This window comes from Pseudomonas sp. DY-1, assembly GCF_003626975.1.
Classification (GTDB): Bacteria; Pseudomonadota; Gammaproteobacteria; order Pseudomonadales; family Pseudomonadaceae; genus Metapseudomonas.
Map to the genome: position 1 here is coordinate 4,599,997 of NZ_CP032616.1, position 18,063 is coordinate 4,618,059.

Sequence of the window (18,063 nt, forward strand, 5' to 3'; positions counted from 1 at the left end):
GAAGGAGCGCAGCTGTGATGGCGCAGGTGGCCGGTGTGATAGGCGGAAAGCGCAGCGGGTGTCGGAAGGGGAGTGACGGGGCGCATGGCCCCGCCAGGGTGGATCAGGCGTCGTCACCGTCGTCGTCGTCGCCGCCGTCCACCTTCATGCCCAGTTCCTTGATCTTCCGCGTCAAGGTGTTGCGGCCCCAGCCCAGTAGTACGGCAGCGTCTCGGCGACGTCCTGCGGTGTGCTTGAGGGCGGTCTCGATCATGATTCGCTCGAAGGCCGGCACGGCGGAGTCGAGCAGGCTGGACTGGCCACGGGCCAGGGACTGATCGGCCCATTGGCGCAAGGCCTGCTCCCAGTTGGTCACCGGGGTGGCGTCCTGGGGCTGGGTGAGCAGTTCCGGAGGCAGGTCGTCGACGTGCACCTCTCGACCCGAAGCCATCACGGTGATCCAGCGGCAGGTGTTCTCCAACTGACGCACGTTACCCGGCCAGGGCAGGTGCTTGAGGTAGTCCTCGGTCTCGGCCTTCAGCAGCTTGGGCTCCACCGCCAGTTCCTGGGCGGCGCGGGCGAGGAAGTGCCGCGCCAGTGCCGGGATATCTTCGCGGCGGTCGGACAGGCGCGGAATATGAATGCGGATGACGTTGAGGCGATGGAACAGGTCTTCGCGGAACTTGCCGGCCTGCACCAGGTTTTCCAGGTTCTGGTGAGTGGCGGCGATGATACGCACATCCACTTTCACCGGGGTGTGGCCGCCGACCCGATAGAACTCGCCATCGGCCAGCACTCGCAGCAGGCGGGTCTGGGTATCCGCCGGCATATCGCCTATCTCGTCGAGGAACAGCGTGCCGCCGTCGGCCTGCTCGAAGCGGCCGCGCCGCTGGTTGGCCGCGCCGGTGAAGGCGCCCTTTTCATGACCGAACAACTCGGACTCCATCAGATCCTTCGGGATTGCCGCCATGTTCAGGGCGATGAAGGGTGATGCGGCGCGCGGGCTATGGCGGTGCAGGGCGTGGGCCACCAATTCCTTGCCGGTACCGGATTCGCCGTTGATCAGTACGGTGATGTTGGAGTGGCTGAGACGGCCAATGGCGCGGAAGACCTCTTGCATGGCCGGGGCTTCGCCGATGATTTCCGGAGTGCGCGCCTGGCTTGCTGGTGCCTCCAGGCCTTGCTGCTCCTGGGCGTGCTGGAAGGCGCGCTTGACCAGGGACACCGCTTCGTCCACGTCGAATGGCTTGGGCAGGTACTCGAAGGCACCGCCCTGATAGGAGGCGACCGCGCTGTCCAGGTCGGAATGAGCGGTCATGATGATCACCGGCAGACGCGGATGCGCCTCGCGGATCTGGGCCAGCAGATCGAGGCCGCTGGCGCCGGGCATGCGGATGTCCGAGATGATCACGTCCGGCTGTTGCCTGGAGAGGCGTCCGAGCAGGCTGTCGGCACTCTCGAAACTCTGGGTGGTCATGCCTTCCTGCTGCAGGGCCTTCTCCAGGACCCAGCGGATGGAACGGTCGTCGTCGACGATCCAGACGGTTTCACTACGGCTCATGACGAGGAAGCTCCTTGTTCCAGCGGCAGGAAGATCGAGAAGACGGTATGGCCGGGATGGCTTTCACACTCGATCAGGCCCTGGTGCTGACTGATGATGTTCTGGGCGATGGCCAGGCCCAGCCCGGTACCGTCCGGACGACCGCTGACCATGGGATAGAAGATGGTTTCCTGGAGCTCGGCCGGGATGCCCGGGCCGTTGTCGATGATTTCCACCTTGGTTACCAGCCGATGGCGCGTATGGCCGATGGTGAACTGGCGCAGGGTGCGGGTGCGCAGGGTAATGCGGCCGAGGCGCAGATCGCTCTGGGCGGAGAGGGCCTGCATGGCGTTGCGCACGATATTGAGCACGGCCTGGATCATCTGCTCCTTGTCGATGAACACGTCAGGAATGCTCGGGTCGTAGTCGCGCACCAGATTGATGCCGCCCTGGCTTTCCGCTTCCACCAGGCTGAAGACCCGCTCCAGCACTTCGTGGACGTTGGTCATGGCCAGCGACGGCAGCTTGTTCGAACCGAGCATGCGGTCCACAAGGTTCCGCAGGCGATCGGCCTCTTCGATGATGACGTTGGTGTAGTCCTTCAAGTGCTCTTCCGGCAGTTCCCGGGAGAGCAGCTGCGCGGCACCACGGATACCGCCGAGGGGGTTCTTGATTTCGTGGGCGAGCCCGCGTACCAGCAGCTTGGTGGTTTCCTGTTTGGACAGCTGCGCCTCTTCCTTGGTTATCCGCAATAGGCGGTCACGCGGATGGACTTCCAACAGCAACAGGGTTTCGCCGCGATTGAGGATAGGCGTCACCGCATAGTCCACGGTCAGGGTCTGGCCCGAAAGCGAAGTCAGCATCGCCTCGCGCTTGGTGAAGGGGTGCGCCTGTTCAACCGCCTGGCGTAGCGAGGTGAGGGCTTCGGGAGATTCGGTGAAGAGTTCGCTGATGAACTGGCCATGGCTGCGCTGGCCGCTGACGGCCAGGAGCATTTCCGCCGCCGGGTTCATGTACTCAAGGCGCAGGTCGGCGTTGAGCAGGATCACCGCGGTGGTCAGGTTGTCGAGCAACAGTCGGTGCAGGGCGTCGTTGATGGTCATGGCTTCGGCGCTCGTGGCGATGACAGGAAAATGCAAGAAGCAAACCAAAGCCCTGAAAAGTCGCGTTGATACAGGATTTATGCCGGTGGCGGCCGCTTTTCAGAGCAGATCGTCCGGTTCGAGGTGAACCAAAATGGGGAGAGTATAGAAAGCGGTGCAGTGCGTTGCACCGCAATGGTGCGCATTGGTCGGGTGGGCCAGGGCGAACCTCAGCCCACCGCTGGGAGGGTGGGATCAGATGAACGGCAGGATGGCGATGTCGTCATCCTCTTCCTCGGGCTTGTCCTTGAGTGGGCATTCGGGGCGTACGCCGTAGTCGTCTTTCTCGCAGGGGCGGGCCAGACGCTTCTGCGATAGCGATATACGCACGATATGCACTGGCTGACCGGGGGTGCGCTCAACCATTCGGCCCTGAGCGTCGATGATCTCAACTGCCAGTTGATGGGTGCCGCGGTCCAGGTTCTTCAGCGGGAACACCGGGCTGCGGCCCGGTTCGCCCACAGGTTTGCCGTCCAGCAGCAGGCGATAGCTGTGATTGGCGCGCAGGCCGGGTTCGCTCACCGCACTGACGATCAGGTTGCCTTCGCCATCGCGAATAGTGGCGTCGGGCTCGGGTACCAGGATACGCAGGACCTGATAGCCCTGTTCGCGGGGAATGGGCTTGGGGTAGAGAGGCGGCGGCTGGATATCCCTGGGTGCGTTCATTTCGTTGGGAGCGGGGGCGATTTCCAGGCGCTTGGCGTTGCCCGGCTTGGGCTGGTCGGTGAAGACGCGGTTACCTTCATCGTCGATGTAGGTGTAGACCTCGGCCAGCGCGGGCTGGCCGAGGAGCAGCAGGGCGAGGAGCAGGAATCGGGTCATCAGTCAGTTACTGGGCCGTGGAGTGGGAGCTGGCGGCGGGCGCAGCGCTGGGCTGCTGGTGTTGACCCGCTGGACGGTGAAGGAGACGGGGGCGCTGCTCTGCACCACAGTGGTGCCGGAGAGAACATCCACCGCCACGCTGTGTTCGCCGCGGTCGACGTTCGTCAGTTGCAGGCGCGGCACGTTGGTTGGCGGCCCATAGGGCTCGCCGTCCAGGCGCAGGCGCAGGCTGTGGCCGGGTTGCAGGCGCGGTTCCAGGCGCACGCCGACGCTGAAGGTGCCGTTGTTGGCGCGCAGGGCCTCTTCATCCGGAATGTCGGTCAGTTCTAATACGCGGTAGGCCGCCTGCTGTTCCGCGCTGGCGTCGTTGATCGGTTGGCTCGGCGGCTGGATCTGGACGGCGTTGGTTGGTGGCAGCTCTACCTTCTCGGTGGCGGTGCCATCCGGAGGCTGGTTGGTGAATACCGTGTTGCCGTTGGCGTCCGTGTACTTGTAGATCTGTGCGGCGGCTGGCAGCGCGACGGCAAGCAGCAGGCAACTGATGATGAGGCGCATGGTGGCGGTCTCCGGAAGGTCATGCCAAGCCTTGCACCCGGATGGCGGGCTGGCAAGTCGGGCATTGTGCGACAGCGTCGGGGCCGCCGGTGTGCGCTGCAACACGTTGGGACATTTCTGGAATTCCCGTGCTACTCCCGGCCCGAGCGAACTGTGGGCGACCGCCGCTGTCAGTCTTGCCTTCGTGGCCTGCTCCGCCGCCCGCTGCTTGCGGATGGGCCGGGAGCCGGCTTTTGTATGATGCGGATCGCTTTCATCGTTTGTTGGATGACTCTCTCGTGCCGATACCATCCTTTTTCGCCCCCCGTTTCCTGTATCCGTTGCTCCTCTGCCTGCTCGTCGGACTGCTCTGTCCGGCGCAGGGGCAGGCGGCGCTGCCCAATCCGCTGGCGGGGAGTACCTCGGGCGGCGAGCAGGTCAGCAATGCCCAGCTCGAACAGTCGCTCAACCAGGTGATCAAGACCCTGGAGAACGATCAGCAGCGCACCGACTTGCTGAAGAAACTGAAGCAATTGCGTGACGTTACCGGCAAGGAGAAGGAGAGCGAGAGCGGGGTGCTCGGCTTGATCGGCGATACCCTGGGCAGCCTGGAGAAGCAGTTCCAGGGCGACAACAGTCCGTTGGTGATCTGGAGTAACCAATTCCAACTGGCGCGCGCGGAGGTGGAGGAGCGCCTGCCCGGATGGCGCGACTGGCCGGGCATCGTGTTCAACTTCGCCGTGGTCATCCTGCTCTGGGCCTGCCTGGCCAGCGCCCTGCTCTGGCTGGGGCGGCGCATGCGCGAGCGTTTCGGACTGTCGGCTGAGCTGCCACAGCATCCGAAGACTCGCGACCTCGTGCTGTTCGCACTGCGCAAGCTGGGCCCGTGGCTGATCGCCTTCTTCATAACCCTGTACCTGTCGTTCGTGTTGCCAAGTTCACTGAGCAAGATGCTGGCGATGCTGATGGCCTACGTGCTGGTTTGCGGCACCTTGTTCTCCGCGCTCTGCGTGATCTGCCTGTCACTGCTCAGCGGTCCGCACCGTATTCGGGCACTGGACATCCTGCGTCGCCAGGCTTTCCGACCGCTGTGGTTGATTGGCAGCCTGGCTGCGCTCGGTGAGGCGGCCCATGACCCAAGGCTGATCGCCGGCCTCGGCGAGCACACGGCGATTTGTCTTAGCACCCTGGCCAACGCCACTGCCGCCGTGCTCACTGCGCTGTTCGTGCTGCGTTTCCGTCGTCCCATCGCCCACCTGATCCGCAACCAGCCGCTGGAGCGCCGCCTCAAGCGCCGGGGCCTGCACGAGCTGGTGGAGCTGGTCGGCTCCCTGTGGTTCGTGCCGGTGCTGCTGCTGGTAGGGACCTCGCTGTTCGCCACTTTCGTGTCCGCGGCCGACAGCAGTGTCGCCTTGCGCCGCGCCCTGGTCTGCGCCGTGCTGGCAGTGGTGGCCATGACGGTGATCGGCTTGCTCAGTCGCCGCTCCGGTCGCAGTGGCGATGGGGGCCGGCGCAGTGCTCCTTACATCGAGCAATTGCAGAAGTTCGGTCTCACCCTGGTGCACCTCTTCGTGGTGCTGTTCTTCATCGAGGTGGGGCTGAGGGTCTGGGGCATGTCGCTGATTCGCTACGCCGAAGGCGAGGGTTCGGAAATCAGCATGAAGATGGCCAGCTTCGGCACCACCTTGCTGGTGGCCTGGCTGATCTGGATCCTCACCGACACGGCCGTACAGCACAGCCTCGGCGTTGGTGGCCGGAGCCGGCCGAATACCCGCGCCCTGACCATGCTGCCGCTGATTCGCAATGTGCTGTTCGTTACCATCGCGGTGATCGCCCTTATCGTTGCCCTGGCCAACATGGGCATGAATGTCACGCCGCTGCTGGCCGGCGCCGGCGTAATCGGCCTGGCGATCGGTTTTGGTGCGCAGTCTCTGGTGGCGGACCTGATCACCGGCCTGTTCATCATCATCGAGGACTCGTTGTCCATCGACGACTACGTCGACGTCGGCGGGCACCTTGGCACGGTGGAGGGGCTGACTATCCGCACCGTCCGTCTGCGCGACCTGGATGGTGTGGTGCACACCATCCCGTTCAGTGAGATCAAGAGCATCAAGAACTACTCTCGGCAGTTCGGCTACGCCATGTTCCGCTGGCCAGTGCCGTCGAGCATGCCGATCGACGATGCCGTTTCGCTGGTGCAGGAGGTGGCGAAAGAGCTACGCGGCGATCCGTCGGTCTACCGGAGCCTGTGGTCACCCCTGGAGTTGCAGGGCGTGGAAAGCTTCGACAATGGCCAGGCAATCCTGCGCTTCCGCTTCAAGACCGCTCCGATCAAGCAATGGGAAGTGCAGCGGGCGTTCAACCTGCGCCTGCGCAGGCGTCTCGACCAGAGTGGCCTGGAGTTGGCGATGCCGCGCCTGAACGTGCAGCTCAGCCGGATGCGCCAGCCAAGGGCTGAACCGTCGGAAGGGCAGGGCGTGCCGGCGGATGGCGGGATCTGAGGGGAGGGATCGGCTCCCACGGTACAGGGTGTCCGGGCAACAAAATGGCTTCCCGGACGTAGGTTGGGTAGAGGAGCGAAACCCAACAATAGGGGCATCCAGGCCCGGCGTATGTCGAACCGCACCGCTAATCGTTGGGTTTCGCTGCGCTCTACGCCAACCTACCTTGCGGTCACGCTCCGCGTTTCCTCAATAAAAAAGGCCTCCCGAGGGAGGCCTTAATGTTGACGCTATTTATAGGTATTCGTGGATCAGACGCTGTAGTACAGGTCGTATTCCAGCGGGTGCACGAAGGTGCGCACCTTGATTTCTTCTTCGCTCTTCAGCTCGATGTAGGCATCGATGAAGTCGTCGCTGAACACGCCGCCCTTGGTCAGGAACGCGCGGCCCTTGTCCAGCTCTTCCAGGGCTTCTTTCAGGCTGCCGCAAACCTGCGGGATTTCCTTGGCCTCTTCCGGCGGCAGGTCATACAGGTTCTTGTCAGCGGCATCGCCGGGGTGAATCTTGTTCTGGATACCGTCCAGACCGGCCATCAGCAGAGCTGCGAAGCACAGGTAGGGGTTGGCAGCCGGGTCCGGGAAGCGCGCTTCGATACGGCGGGCTTTCGGGCTGTTCACGTACGGGATACGGATCGAGGCGGAGCGGTTGCGGGCGGAGTAGGCCAGCATTACCGGGGCTTCGAAGCCCGGGACCAGACGCTTGTAGGAGTTGGTCGACGGGTTGGTGAAGCCGTTCAGGGCCTTGCCGTGCTTGATGATGCCGCCGATGAAGTACAGGGCGGTGTCGGACAGGCCGGCATAGCCTTCGCCAGCGAAGGTGTTCTTGCCATCTTTGGAGATGGACATGTGAACGTGCATGCCCGAACCGTTGTCGCCGTACAGCGGCTTCGGCATGAAGGTCACGGTCTTGCCGTAAGCGTCAGCCACGTTGTGCACGCAGTATTTCAGGGTCTGAACTTCGTCAGCCTTGGCAACCAGGGTGTTGAACTTCACGCCGATTTCGTTCTGGCCGGCAGTCGCCACTTCGTGGTGGTGAACTTCCACGACCAGGCCCATTTCTTCCAGTGCGTTGCACATGGCGGTGCGGATTTCGTGGTCGTGGTCGACCGGCGGTACCGGGAAGTAGCCGCCTTTGACGCCCGGACGGTGGCCTTTGTTGCCGCCTTCGATGTCAGCGTCGGTGTTCCAGGAAGCCTGCTCGGAGAAGATCTTGAACATGGAACCGGAAATGTCGGACTTGAACTTCACTTCGTCGAAGATGAAGAACTCCGGCTCCGGGCCTACGAATACGGTGTCACCGATGCCGGTGGTCTTGAGGAACTCCTCGGCGCGGCGGGCAATGGCGCGCGGGTCGCGATCGTAGCCTTGCATGGTGCTCGGCTCGATGATGTCGCAGACCAGGATCACGGTCGGCTCTTCGGTGAACGGGTCCAGAACGGCGGTGCTGTCGTCCGGGAGCAGGATCATGTCGGAGGCTTCGATGCCTTTCCAACCTTCGATGGAGGAGCCGTCGAACATCTTGCCGTGTTCGAAGAAATCGTCATCGGCGTCACGGGCCGGCATGGTCACGTGCTGCTGCTTGCCTTTGGTATCGGTGAAGCGCAGATCAATCCACTTCACGTCGTGTTCTTTAATCAGTTGAAGCGACTTCGACATGTTGTCCTCCAGGTGGTTGGGGGCAGGGACCTTGCCTCCCAAAAAATCGGGGTGAAGCCGGAGCGGGATAGTCCGCCAGGGCGACCTGCCTCACAAGGGAGCAAATTGCGTGCCAGTGCCCCGGAATGGGCAGATGGCCCTAAACTCGCGGCTGGCGGGGGCTTCGCTCCGTTTGTGCACAGTTTTGCGCACCGTTTTCGTGCCATGCGTGGTGCGCGTGATCCAATTTGGTGCAGAGAAAGCTTTGCTGAATGATTTTGGTCAAACCTTGAACAATTTCCGCTATAATCCGCGCCCCTCTTTTTCGGCCGCCGTCGCAAGCGCTGTTTTCATGAAACTCATCGTCAAAGTCTTCCCGGAAATCACCATCAAGAGCCGGCCGGTGCGCAAGCATTTCATCCGTCAGCTCTCGAAGAACATCCGCGCGGTCCTTAAAGACCTGGACCCGGAGCTCGAGGTGACCGGCGTTTGGGACAACCTGGAAGTGCAGACGCGGCAGACCGAGCCGAAGCTGCTGCGCGAGATGATCGAGCGGCTCACTTGCACTCCGGGCATCACGCACTTCCTGGAAGTGCACGAGTACCCGCTGGGCGACTTCGACGACGTACTGGAAAAGTGCAAGCTGCACTACGCCGACCAGATCCCCGGCAAGATTTTCGCCGTGCGCTGCAAGCGCGCCGGCAAGCACGAATTCACCTCCATGGAGCTGGAGCGCCATGTCGGCAGCCGCCTGCGCCAGGAGTGCAACGCAGCCGGCATCTCGCTGAAGAACCCGGAAGTGGAAGTGCGGATGGAAGTGCGCGACCAGCGCCTGTTCGTCATCCACCACCAGCACAATGGCATGGGCGGCTATCCGCTTGGTTCCCTGGAACAGACCCTCGTACTGATGTCCGGCGGCTTCGACTCCACCGTCGCCGCCTATCAGATGATGCGTCGCGGCCTGATGACCCACTTCTGCTTCTTCAATCTGGGCGGGCGTGCCCACGAACTGGGCGTGATGGAAGTGGCCCACTACCTGTGGGAGAAATTCGGCCGTTCCCAGCGCGTGCTATTCATCAGCGTGCCCTTCGAGGAAGTGGTCGGCGAAATCCTCAGCAAGGTCGACAACAGCCAGATGGGCGTGGTGCTCAAACGGATGATGCTGCGCGCCTCGACTCACATGGCGCGCAAGCTGACCCTGGATGCACTGGTGACCGGCGAAGCCATTTCCCAGGTATCCAGCCAGACCCTGCCCAACCTCTCGGTGATCGATTCGGCCACTGACATGCTGGTGCTGCGTCCGCTGATCGCCAGCCACAAGCAGGACATCATCGACACTGCCACTCGCATTGGCACTGCCGAGTTCGCCAAGCACATGCCCGAATACTGCGGCGTGATCTCGGTGAACCCGACCACCAAGGCCAAGCCCGGTCGCATCGAGCACGAGGAAGAACAGTTCGACATGGCCATCCTCGAGCGCGCCCTGGAGCGTGCTCGGCTGGTGCCCATCGATCGCGTGATCGATGAACTGGGCCAGGATGTAGCCGTGGAAGAAGTGTGCGAAGCCCTGCCGGGACAGATCGTCATCGACATCCGTCACCCCGATGCTCAGGAAGACGACCCTTTGGAGTTGCCTGGCATCGAAGTGCAGGCGCTGCCGTTCTATGCGGTCAACAACCGATTCAAGGAACTGGACGCCAATCGCCAGTACCTCCTGTATTGCGACAAGGGCGTAATGAGCCGCCTGCATGCTCACCACTTGCTCAGCGAGGGGCACGCCAATGTGCGCGTTTATCGCCCGGCCTAAGCAACCCGGGCTGTTCGGCGGCAGCATCCGCCACCGCCCTCCCGATTGCCGGCCCTGAGTCGCAGTTCATTCATCTGCGCCGCATAGACTTCGCGGCAAACCGAATCCTCTGATCGAGATACAAACGTGATCGAAAAACTCCGCAATATCGCCATCATCGCCCACGTCGACCATGGCAAGACCACCCTGGTGGACAAGCTCCTGAAGCTGTCCGGCACCCTCGACCGCAAAGAAGCGGAAAGCGAGCGCGTGATGGACTCCAACGACCAGGAAAAAGAGCGCGGCATCACCATCCTGGCGAAGAACACCGCCATCAAATGGAACGGCTACAACATCAACATCGTGGACACCCCCGGCCACGCCGACTTCGGCGGTGAGGTTGAGCGCGTGATGTCCATGGTGGACTCCGTACTGCTGGTGGTCGACGCCCAGGACGGCCCCATGCCGCAGACCCGCTTCGTGACCCAGAAGGCCTTCAAGGCCGGCCTGCGTCCGATCGTGGTGGTGAACAAGATCGACCGTCCGGGCGCGCGTCCTGACTGGGTCATCGACCAGATCTTCGACCTGTTCGACAACCTCGGCGCCACCGACGAGCAGCTGGACTTCCCGATCGTCTATGCCAGCGCCCTGAACGGCATCGCCGGTCTGGACCACGAGAAGATGGACGACAACATGGACGCCCTGTTCCAGGCCATCATCGACCACGTGCCGGTACCGGACGTAGACGTCGACGGTCCGTTCCAGATGCAGATTTCCCAGCTGGACTACAACAGCTTCCTCGGTGTGATCGGCATCGGCCGTATCGCCCGTGGCCGCGTCAAGGCCAACACCCAGGTCGTCGCCGTGAGCGACGACGGCACCAAGCGCAACGGCCGTATCCTGAAAATCATGGGCCACTCCGGCCTGCAGCGCGTGGAAGTGGCTGAAGCCGAAGCCGGCGACATCGTCTGCGTCAGCGGCATGGAAGAACTGTTCATCTCTGACACCCTGTGCGACCCGCAGAACGTCGAAGCGCGTCCGCCGCTGACCGTTGACCAGCCGACCGTGAGCATGACCTTCCAGGTCAACGACTCGCCGTTCGCCGGCAAGGAAGGCAAGTTCGTCACCAGCCGCAACATCAAGGACCGACTGGACAAGGAACTGCTGCACAACGTCGCCCTGCGCGTTGAAGCCGGCGAATCCGCCGAGAAGTTCAAAGTCTCCGGTCGTGGCGAGCTGCACCTCTCCGTACTGATCGAAACCATGCGCCGCGAAGGCTTCGAGATGGCCGTTGGCCGTCCGGAAGTGGTGATCATCGAGAAGGACGGCGAGAAGCAGGAGCCTTACGAGAACGTCACCATCGACATCGAAGAGCAGCACCAGGGCTCCGTGATGGAGCAGATGGGCCTGCGCAAGGGCGATCTCACCAACATGATCCCCGACGGCAAGGGCCGCGTGCGCCTGGAATACACCATCCCGGCGCGTGGCCTGATCGGCTTCCGTAACAACTTCCTGACCCTGACCTCGGGTACCGGCATCCTGACCTCGACCTTCAGCCACTACGGCCCGATCAAGGCTGGCGAAGTCAGCAACCGTCAGAACGGCGTACTGGTCTCCATGGCCACTGGCACCGCACTGACCTACTCGCTGGAAACCCTGCAGAGCCGCGGCAAGCTGTTCCTCGCCCCGGGCGACGAGATCTACGAAGGCCAGCTGTGCGGTATCAACAGCCGTGACAACGACCTGGTGATCAACCCCACCAAGGGCAAGAAGCTCGACAACATGCGCGCTTCCGGCAAGGACGAAGTCATCGCCCTGGTTCCGCCGATCAAGTTCACCCTGGAACAGGCGCTGGAATTCATCGCCGACGACGAGCTGGTGGAAGTGACTCCGAAGTCCATCCGCCTGCGCAAGAAAATGCTGAACGAGAACGACCGCAAGCGCTACGAGCGCACCAAGGTCTAACTCGACCCGCTGCTGAAATCGCCCCCGCCGGCCCTGCCTGCGGGGGCGTTTTCGTTTTGGGCAAGGTCGGCCCGGAAGGCTCAGCTTTCAGTCTTCGTGCGCTCGCTTCGTGCCGCAGCGCTCGTCGTGCGCACCTGTCAGGGGTGGGGATATCCATCAGGTGGAGCCTGCGAAGCTGAGGGAAATATTTGGTTCATCGCGCTTTCCCGGGGAAGGCGGCCTTGATCTTCAGGAAGAAGTAGGCTGAGTCCCGGAAGCCATAGGCCATGCGTTTGATCACCTTGATGCGGTTGTTCACGCCCTCGAGGACGCTGGTGTGCAGGGGGAAGCGAGCACTGGCGAGGATGCCCCGGACGTATTTGCGCAGGTTGCGGGCAAAGCGTTGCAGCGGCGCGAGGCCGCTGTCCCGGGCGTGCCGCAGCCAGGTTCGCCAGCGCCGCCAGCCCTCGCGTACGCTGGGGGCGTACCAGAGGTCCTTTAACGCATCCTTGAGCACATAGACCGTGGCCAGTGGCTGATTGGCCGCGAGCAGTTCCTGCAACTGCACGGCCTGCCCGTCCTTGAGGTTTTCGCGATTGCGCAGCAGCAGCCAGCGGCTCTGCTTGACCACCTTGCGCGCCGGTTTGTCTTCGCGCAGGAGGTTGGCCTGGTCGACCCGAATACGGTCGATCACCTCGCGGCCGTAGCGCGCCACCACATGGAACAGGTCGTACACCACTTCGGCCTGCGGGCAGTGCTGCTGCACTTCCAGGTCGAAAGCGGTGTTCATGTCCATGGCCACCGCCTCGATCTGCTGGCAGCGCGCACCGAGGAGCTCGAAGAACGGGCGAATGGCCTCGCGGCTATTGCCGTGGCCGACCCACAGCACTCGCGTGCGCTCGGCATCCATGATCACCGTGGCGTAGCGATGGCCCTTGTGCAGGGCAAACTCGTCCATCACCAGGCGGCGTACGTCGCCCGGCTCGAAGGCCCCTACTTCAGCCTCCAAACGGCGCTGGTCGAGGGTCTTGAGGGTGTGCCAGTGCAGGCCGGTGAGGCGGCTGACCTGGCTGATCGGCAGCAGTTGCAGCAAGCCCTCGAGCCAGACCCGCAAGCGCTGGGTCAGGCGGGAGGCCGGCGCCAGCCAGTCGATCCGCTCCGTCACGCGCCCGCAGCTGAGGCAGTCGAGGCGACGCACCGGCAATTGCAGCAGCACCCGCTGGTCCAGCAGGTCACGCTCGCGCACCTGGCGCATGCGCCGCTCGTGGATCAACGGGCAGGGCTGGTGGCAGCGGCCACACACCGGCAGACGCTCGGCTTGGGGCTCCAGGCTGATCAACAGCGTGTGGGGATCGGCTTGGCGACAGGCAACGACGTCGTAGCCTGGCCAGAAAGCGGCAAGATCAATAGGATGCACGGCGACAGCAGGGGGTGGGGATTGGTGTGTTTGGCGACTGCCAATCTACCCGCTTCCCTGACTGTCAACTCGCTCTTCCCCCAGACTCCGCGAAGAACCAAATATTTGGGGCGGACGCCGCCCTGTATCTCTCGGTCAAGGAGTACGGCACCAGTTACAAGCTGATCGCCAGCGAGACGGTGGTAACCGTCAGCGCCAGGTTGGTCGACACCAGGACCGGAGTCGCGCTCTGGACGGGCAGCGCACGGGCTTCCAGCGAAGAGAACAACCAGAACAGCGGTGGTCTGGTGGGCATGCTGGTGGCCGCTGCGGTCAAGCAGATCATCAACAGCGTCCAGGAGGATGCGGCATACCCGATCGCCGGCCTGGCGGCCGGGCGTTTGCTGCTTCCCCGGCAACCCGCTGGCATCCTGCATGGGCCTCGCTCACCCCACTACATGACCGACTAGGGCATCGTGGCTCTATGAAGCAAGCCCCCGCCGAATCACCTCGGCGGGGGCTTTCTTATGGGGGCAGTTCTTTAGTTCGCTGCATCCAGCAACCGCAGCACCGCCTTCTCCCCGCTGTCCAGCGCGCTTTCCACCAAGCGCGGGTGGCTGCCGTCGTCGGACGGAAATGGGGACAGATTTATTCTCCCTACTCCAATTTGGGGGGAAGAGCAGGCTTTATCTATCCATGGAGAGAGAATCTAGTCCCCTCTCTCGCAGACACGAAACCCACCAACTCGTCCGTCAAACGTTGGGCTTCGCTGCGCTCTGCACCAACCTACAAAGACCGGTACGCACAGGTGCTGTGTTCGTCCCCTTCCCGAACGCGCGACACTTTGACAAGCGCTGCGTGGTCAATTCCGGTCATTCGTAAGACACGTCTGCATCCTCCAACTGAACCTGCTGCCCCGCCATCACATCCAGCACCCTCTGCCGGTCATCGGTGCCGAGCTGGTTCAGTGCGTTGTTCACGTCCGATAGCCAGACGTCGTGTGAGCTGGTCTTCACCGTGTTATCCAGGATCAGGCGTTTCTGGAAGATCCAGAAGTTCGACCAGTCGTACCAGTCGGGCAGGGCATCGAAGGCCTTGTTGGGGTTGCCGGTGCGCATGAATTGGGACGTGTACTGGGTGAACTTGGCGGATAGCGCGGTGCGCTGGCCTTGGTTGGCGGTGGTGCTGATGAAGCGCAGCAGGTCCTGCTGCGGTGCCACGGGGAAGTTACCGAAGAGGAAGGGCAGGTCCATGCCGTGCACTGCGCCGAAGGCTTCCTGCCAGGGGGCTGGCGAGTCGTCCCAGTCGAAGTTGTAGCGGTAGATGCTGCCTTGCAGCAGGCGCAGGTAGCGGCAGATGTTGTCCACCGTCAGGTCCACGCCCAGGCTCAGGGCGCGGTGCACCGGGCGGTAGGTGGGGTAGAGCTCCGGTTTGACGATGTCGGTGATGGCGAGGCTGGCAGGGTTCTGGTTGTTGACCATGTCCCACATCTGCGCGTGGCTGGGTTTGTAGTAGCGGAGCAGTTCGCCGGCGAAGTAGGTGCCTTCGTCCTTGGTGGTGCCGAGGATCATCGGCACCTTGTGGTAGCCGCCGGCGATGAGGTCGACGTAGCCGGCCCAGGGAATCACGTGGCCGTCGGTGAAGTGGCCCATGACAACGGGCGTCGGCGTATGGCGCACGATGTCGGTCGCCGGCAGCCCCCTCAGGAAGCTGCGAACCCAGGTCGGGCCCTGGCTTGCGCGATAGGCCGCCGCCTGCAGCTTGTCGCTGGCATAGCCCTTCTCCACCAGCAGGCCGTCGATCATGTCGTTGGATTGCAGCTCGCCCAGGGCCTTGGGGTAGGCGTTGGGCAGGCCGGACATGCAGATCATTCGGTCCACCAGCGAATCGGCCAGGGGTGATTGCAACAGGCCCCAGGCATTGATGCAGCCGGCGGATTGCCCGGCGATGGTGACGCTGTTCGGATTGCCGCCGAACTGGGCGATGTTGTCGCGCACCCATTCCAGGCCCTTGATCAGGTCCAGGGTTACGTAGTTACCAGAGTCGTCTTTGGCGTTGCCTTCTTGCAGGGCGGAGTTGTACAGCCAGCCCAGGCTGCCGAGGCGGTAGTTCACCGTCACCACCACCGCGTTGGCGTTGCGGGCGAAGTTGGCGCCGTTGTAGAGCAGTTCCGAGCCAGCACCCTTGAGGTTCGAGCCGCCGTGTATCCAGAACAGCACGGGCAGGTTGCTTTCAGTGCTCTTTGGTCGCCAGACGTTGAGGTAGAGGCAATCTTCCGAGCCAATGGGTTGGCCGAAGGTGGTCGGGTTGGGTGCTCCAAAGAAGCTGCCCAGTTGCGAACAGATGTTGGCGAACTGGCTTGCAGGACGCACGCCGGTCCAGGTCGCGGGGTCGCGAGGCGCCTTCCAGCGCAGCTCCCCAACGGGCGGCGCCGCATAGGGAATGGCGCGCCAGGACTGGGTGTTGTTGGCATCAGTCACGCCCTGCACTTGAGCGCCGCCCAGGGAAGTGATCGAGCGTGTGAGGGACTGGTTGTCGGCGCCTTGACTCAGCTGGGAGAGGGCGGAAAGCACCAGTATCGAGCTGCCGAACAGGCAGCCACGGAAACGCAGCTTTGCAATCGAATTCATTGTTGTTATCTCGATTCGAGCCACTGGATTGGCGGAGCGCTGACTGTTCTAGCCCCGCCGTCGGGTCCATGTGAGTCCAACTGCGAATCCCGAATACGGATATGGCACTCGGGTGCCAGTACTAGTCAGGCTGTGCCCTTCGGTCAAACGCTGGAGCCCCCCGAACCGCTGACCGGTTGGTCACATGTCGTGTCGGAGGAATGAACCGAAGCTGGCGAATTTCTGACCAAAACCGCCGGCCTTTGACGAACTTTTCACACATTCACAGTCATATTCCCTGCTTTTCGATCAGATGGACTGGTCAAGGCTCGACTAGGGCGGATGTCTATGAAGTTCGATCTAAACAACACTGGCGAGCGTCGGTTCGACTGGGCCGGGCTCGGCTGGCTCTTTCTCTTCTTCTGGTATTTCTCGGGTGTCACGCAGCTCCTGATTCAGGTCACCGGTACCAGCGGCTTCACCGGCTTTCGCCAGGCGTTCCTGCTGAGCGGACTGTGGCTGATCCCGGTGCTGTTGTTCCCGGGGCGCACGCGGACCGTCGCGGCGGTCATCGGCGGGCTACTCTGGCTGGCCTCTCTGCCGGCCTTCGGTTACTTCCTGGTATACGGCCAGGAGTTCTCCCAGAGCGTCATCTTCATCATGTTCGAATCGAACGTGGCCGAAGGCTCGGAATACCTGGCCCAGTACTTCGCCTGGTGGATGGTGCCGGCGTTTCTTGGCTATGCACTGGGCGGTGTATTGCTGTGGACGCGGCTGCGTCCGGTCTATCTGCCACGAAACAAGGCGATGGTTGCGAGCCTGGCACTGCTGGCGGCGCTGGTGGGCTATCCGGCGGTCAAGCAGGGACTTGGCAACGATACCTTCGCGGCGGCGCGCGACAGTTTCGAGAAGCGCATGGAGCCGGCAGTGCCCTGGCAGTTGCTGGTCGGCTATCGCCAGTACCGCCAACAACTGGCGGACATGCATGACTTGCTGGAGAACAGCGCCAATATCGCTCCCCTGGCCAACCTGCAGGACGCCAATGCCGGGCTGCCGGCGACCCTGGTGCTGGTGATCGGCGAATCCACCAATCGTCAGCGGATGAGCCTCTATGGCTATCCGCGTGCGACCACGCCGAAGCTCGACCGCATCCGTGACCAGCTGGACGTCTTCGACAACGTCATCACACCGCGCCCCTACACCATCGAAGCCCTGCAGCAGGTTCTGACCTTCGCCGACGAGCGCAATCCAGACCTCTATCTGACCAAGCCTTCGCTGCTGAACATGATGAAGCAGGCCGGGTACAAGACCTACTGGATCACCAACCAGCAGACCCTGACCAAGCGCAACACCATGCTCACCACCTTCTCCAAGCAGGCGGACGATCAGTTCTACCTGAACAACAACCGCAACCAGAACGCGCGCCAGTACGACGACGACGTGCTCCCGCCGTTCGAGAAGGTGCTGGCCGACCCTGCGCCGCGCAAATTCATCGTGGTGCACCTGCTGGGCACCCACATGAGCTACCAGTACCGTTATCCGCCGGAGTACGACCGCTTTACCGATCGCCAGGGCGTTCCGGACTCGGTCACCGACGATCAGCTGCCCACCTACAACAGTTACGACAATGCCGTGCTCTTCAACGACCACGTGGTTTCCAGCCTGATCGAGCGCTTCTCCGGCAGTAACTCCAACGGCTTCCTGCTCTACCTCTCCGACCACGGTGAGGCGGTGTTCGACCCTGAGCAGCCGGATGTCCTGGGGCGCAATGAGGCGGCGCCTACCGCGCCCATGTACACCATCCCCTTCATGCTTTGGCGCTCCCCGCAATGGCGAGCCGCCCATCCACGGGAGCTGTCCTCCAGCCTGCAGCGGCCCTACAGCAGCTCCAGCTTCATCCATACCTGGGCGGATCTGGCCGGTATCGGCTTCGATGACTTCGACCCCAGTCGCAGTGTGGTCAATGCCCGCTTCCAGCCGCGCCCGTTGCTGATCGGCGACCCCTATCAGCCGAAGACGCTGATCGACTTCAGCCTGATCAAGCCCAAAACCAAGGCGCCCGATATGGAAGTGGTCAGCGGGGAGCGTGAACCGACTGGCAGAAAGGCTCCGCCGGGTTGACCGCCGGGGCGTTTTTGTCTGTAGTTCGCCTTCGCCGGACTACGGCGCCCCGTCA

At 62.7% G+C, this 18,063-nt stretch carries 11 protein-coding genes and 1 pseudogene; 5 read left to right on the forward strand and 7 right to left on the reverse strand.

All coding sequences use genetic code 11. The features are described 5' to 3' along the window. Positions 1-103 precede the first annotated feature (103 nt). From ntrC to D6Z43_RS21720, 4 genes are all read right to left on the reverse strand, one after another. Positions 104-1,540 (reverse strand): nitrogen regulation protein NR(I), encoded by a 1,437-nt coding sequence (ntrC, locus tag D6Z43_RS21705; RefSeq protein WP_120654104.1) that lies wholly within the window; start codon positions 1,538-1,540, stop codon positions 104-106. Continuing rightward, on the reverse strand, positions 1,537-2,622 hold the full coding sequence (glnL, locus tag D6Z43_RS21710) for a nitrogen regulation protein NR(II) (RefSeq protein ID WP_120654105.1): 1,086 nt from the start codon (positions 2,620-2,622) through the stop codon (positions 1,537-1,539). The genes ntrC and glnL overlap by 4 nt, the downstream gene beginning before the upstream one ends. Positions 2,623-2,856: 234 nt before the next feature. After that, a complete protein-coding gene (locus D6Z43_RS21715) occupies positions 2,857-3,483 on the reverse strand; it encodes a DUF4124 domain-containing protein (RefSeq protein WP_120654106.1) in 627 nt (208 codons plus the stop codon). Positions 3,484-3,486: 3 nt separating this feature from the next. Continuing rightward, a complete protein-coding gene (locus D6Z43_RS21720; protein WP_120654107.1) occupies positions 3,487-4,038 on the reverse strand; it encodes a DUF4124 domain-containing protein in 552 nt (183 codons plus the stop codon). A gap of 278 nt (positions 4,039-4,316) precedes the next feature. Here D6Z43_RS21720 and D6Z43_RS21725 point away from each other — a divergent pair, with 278 nt between their 5' ends. Next, entirely contained in the window at positions 4,317-6,518 is a 2,202-nt protein-coding gene (locus tag D6Z43_RS21725; protein ID WP_120655329.1) for a mechanosensitive ion channel family protein, read from the forward strand. A gap of 251 nt (positions 6,519-6,769) precedes the next feature. On the opposite strand, the gene glnA is transcribed toward D6Z43_RS21725, so the two are convergent. Beyond that, positions 6,770-8,173 carry a glutamate--ammonia ligase gene (gene glnA, locus D6Z43_RS21730; protein WP_120654108.1) on the reverse strand — a complete coding sequence of 468 codons (1,404 nt, stop codon included), beginning with the start codon at positions 8,171-8,173 and terminating at the stop codon, positions 6,770-6,772. A gap of 331 nt (positions 8,174-8,504) precedes the next feature. On the opposite strand from glnA, the gene thiI reads away from it, so the two are divergent. After that, on the forward strand, positions 8,505-9,959 hold the full coding sequence (gene thiI / locus D6Z43_RS21735) for a tRNA uracil 4-sulfurtransferase ThiI (protein WP_120654109.1): 1,455 nt from the start codon (positions 8,505-8,507) through the stop codon (positions 9,957-9,959). A gap of 126 nt (positions 9,960-10,085) precedes the next feature. Next, positions 10,086-11,903 carry a translational GTPase TypA gene (typA, locus tag D6Z43_RS21740; protein ID WP_120654110.1) on the forward strand — a complete coding sequence of 606 codons (1,818 nt, stop codon included), beginning with the start codon at positions 10,086-10,088 and terminating at the stop codon, positions 11,901-11,903. A gap of 193 nt (positions 11,904-12,096) precedes the next feature. Here typA and D6Z43_RS21745 read toward each other — a convergent pair whose 3' ends face one another. Next, positions 12,097-13,299, reverse strand: a complete 1,203-nt coding sequence (locus D6Z43_RS21745; protein WP_120654111.1) for an ISL3 family transposase — start codon at positions 13,297-13,299, stop codon at positions 12,097-12,099. 98 nt (positions 13,300-13,397) lie between these two features. On the opposite strand from D6Z43_RS21745, the pseudogene D6Z43_RS21755 reads away from it, so the two are divergent. After that, positions 13,398-13,748, forward strand: a pseudogene (locus tag D6Z43_RS21755) (GNA1162 family protein); the annotation flags it as partial. A gap of 402 nt (positions 13,749-14,150) precedes the next feature. On the opposite strand, the gene D6Z43_RS21760 reads toward D6Z43_RS21755, so the two are convergent. Further along, the gene (locus D6Z43_RS21760; RefSeq protein ID WP_120654112.1) at positions 14,151-15,908 is read right to left on the reverse strand and encodes a carboxylesterase/lipase family protein; all 1,758 of its coding nucleotides are present in this window, start codon (positions 15,906-15,908) and stop codon (positions 14,151-14,153) included. A 327-nt stretch (positions 15,909-16,235) separates the two neighbouring features. Between D6Z43_RS21760 and cptA the strand changes: the two genes are divergently transcribed. Further along, positions 16,236-18,008, forward strand: a complete 1,773-nt coding sequence (gene cptA, locus D6Z43_RS21765) for a phosphoethanolamine transferase CptA (protein WP_371924265.1) — start codon at positions 16,236-16,238, stop codon at positions 18,006-18,008. The last annotated feature ends 55 nt before the right edge of the window (positions 18,009-18,063 follow it).

Excerpts from the sequence above, each read along its gene's own strand:
- glnA (WP_120654108.1), bottom strand. The coding sequence starts at position 8,173 with ATGTCGAAGTCGCTTCAACTGATTAAAGAACACGACGTGAAGTGGATT.
- D6Z43_RS21720 (WP_120654107.1), bottom strand. The coding sequence starts at position 4,038 with ATGCGCCTCATCATCAGTTGCCTGCTGCTTGCCGTCGCGCTGCCAGCC.
- D6Z43_RS21760 (WP_120654112.1), bottom strand. The coding sequence starts at position 15,908 with ATGAATTCGATTGCAAAGCTGCGTTTCCGTGGCTGCCTGTTCGGCAGC.
- thiI (WP_120654109.1), top strand. The coding sequence starts at position 8,505 with ATGAAACTCATCGTCAAAGTCTTCCCGGAAATCACCATCAAGAGCCGG.
- ntrC (WP_120654104.1), bottom strand. The coding sequence starts at position 1,540 with ATGAGCCGTAGTGAAACCGTCTGGATCGTCGACGACGACCGTTCCATC.
- glnL (WP_120654105.1), bottom strand. The coding sequence starts at position 2,622 with ATGACCATCAACGACGCCCTGCACCGACTGTTGCTCGACAACCTGACC.
- cptA (WP_371924265.1), top strand. The coding sequence starts at position 16,236 with ATGAAGTTCGATCTAAACAACACTGGCGAGCGTCGGTTCGACTGGGCC.
- D6Z43_RS21715 (WP_120654106.1), bottom strand. The coding sequence starts at position 3,483 with ATGACCCGATTCCTGCTCCTCGCCCTGCTGCTCCTCGGCCAGCCCGCG.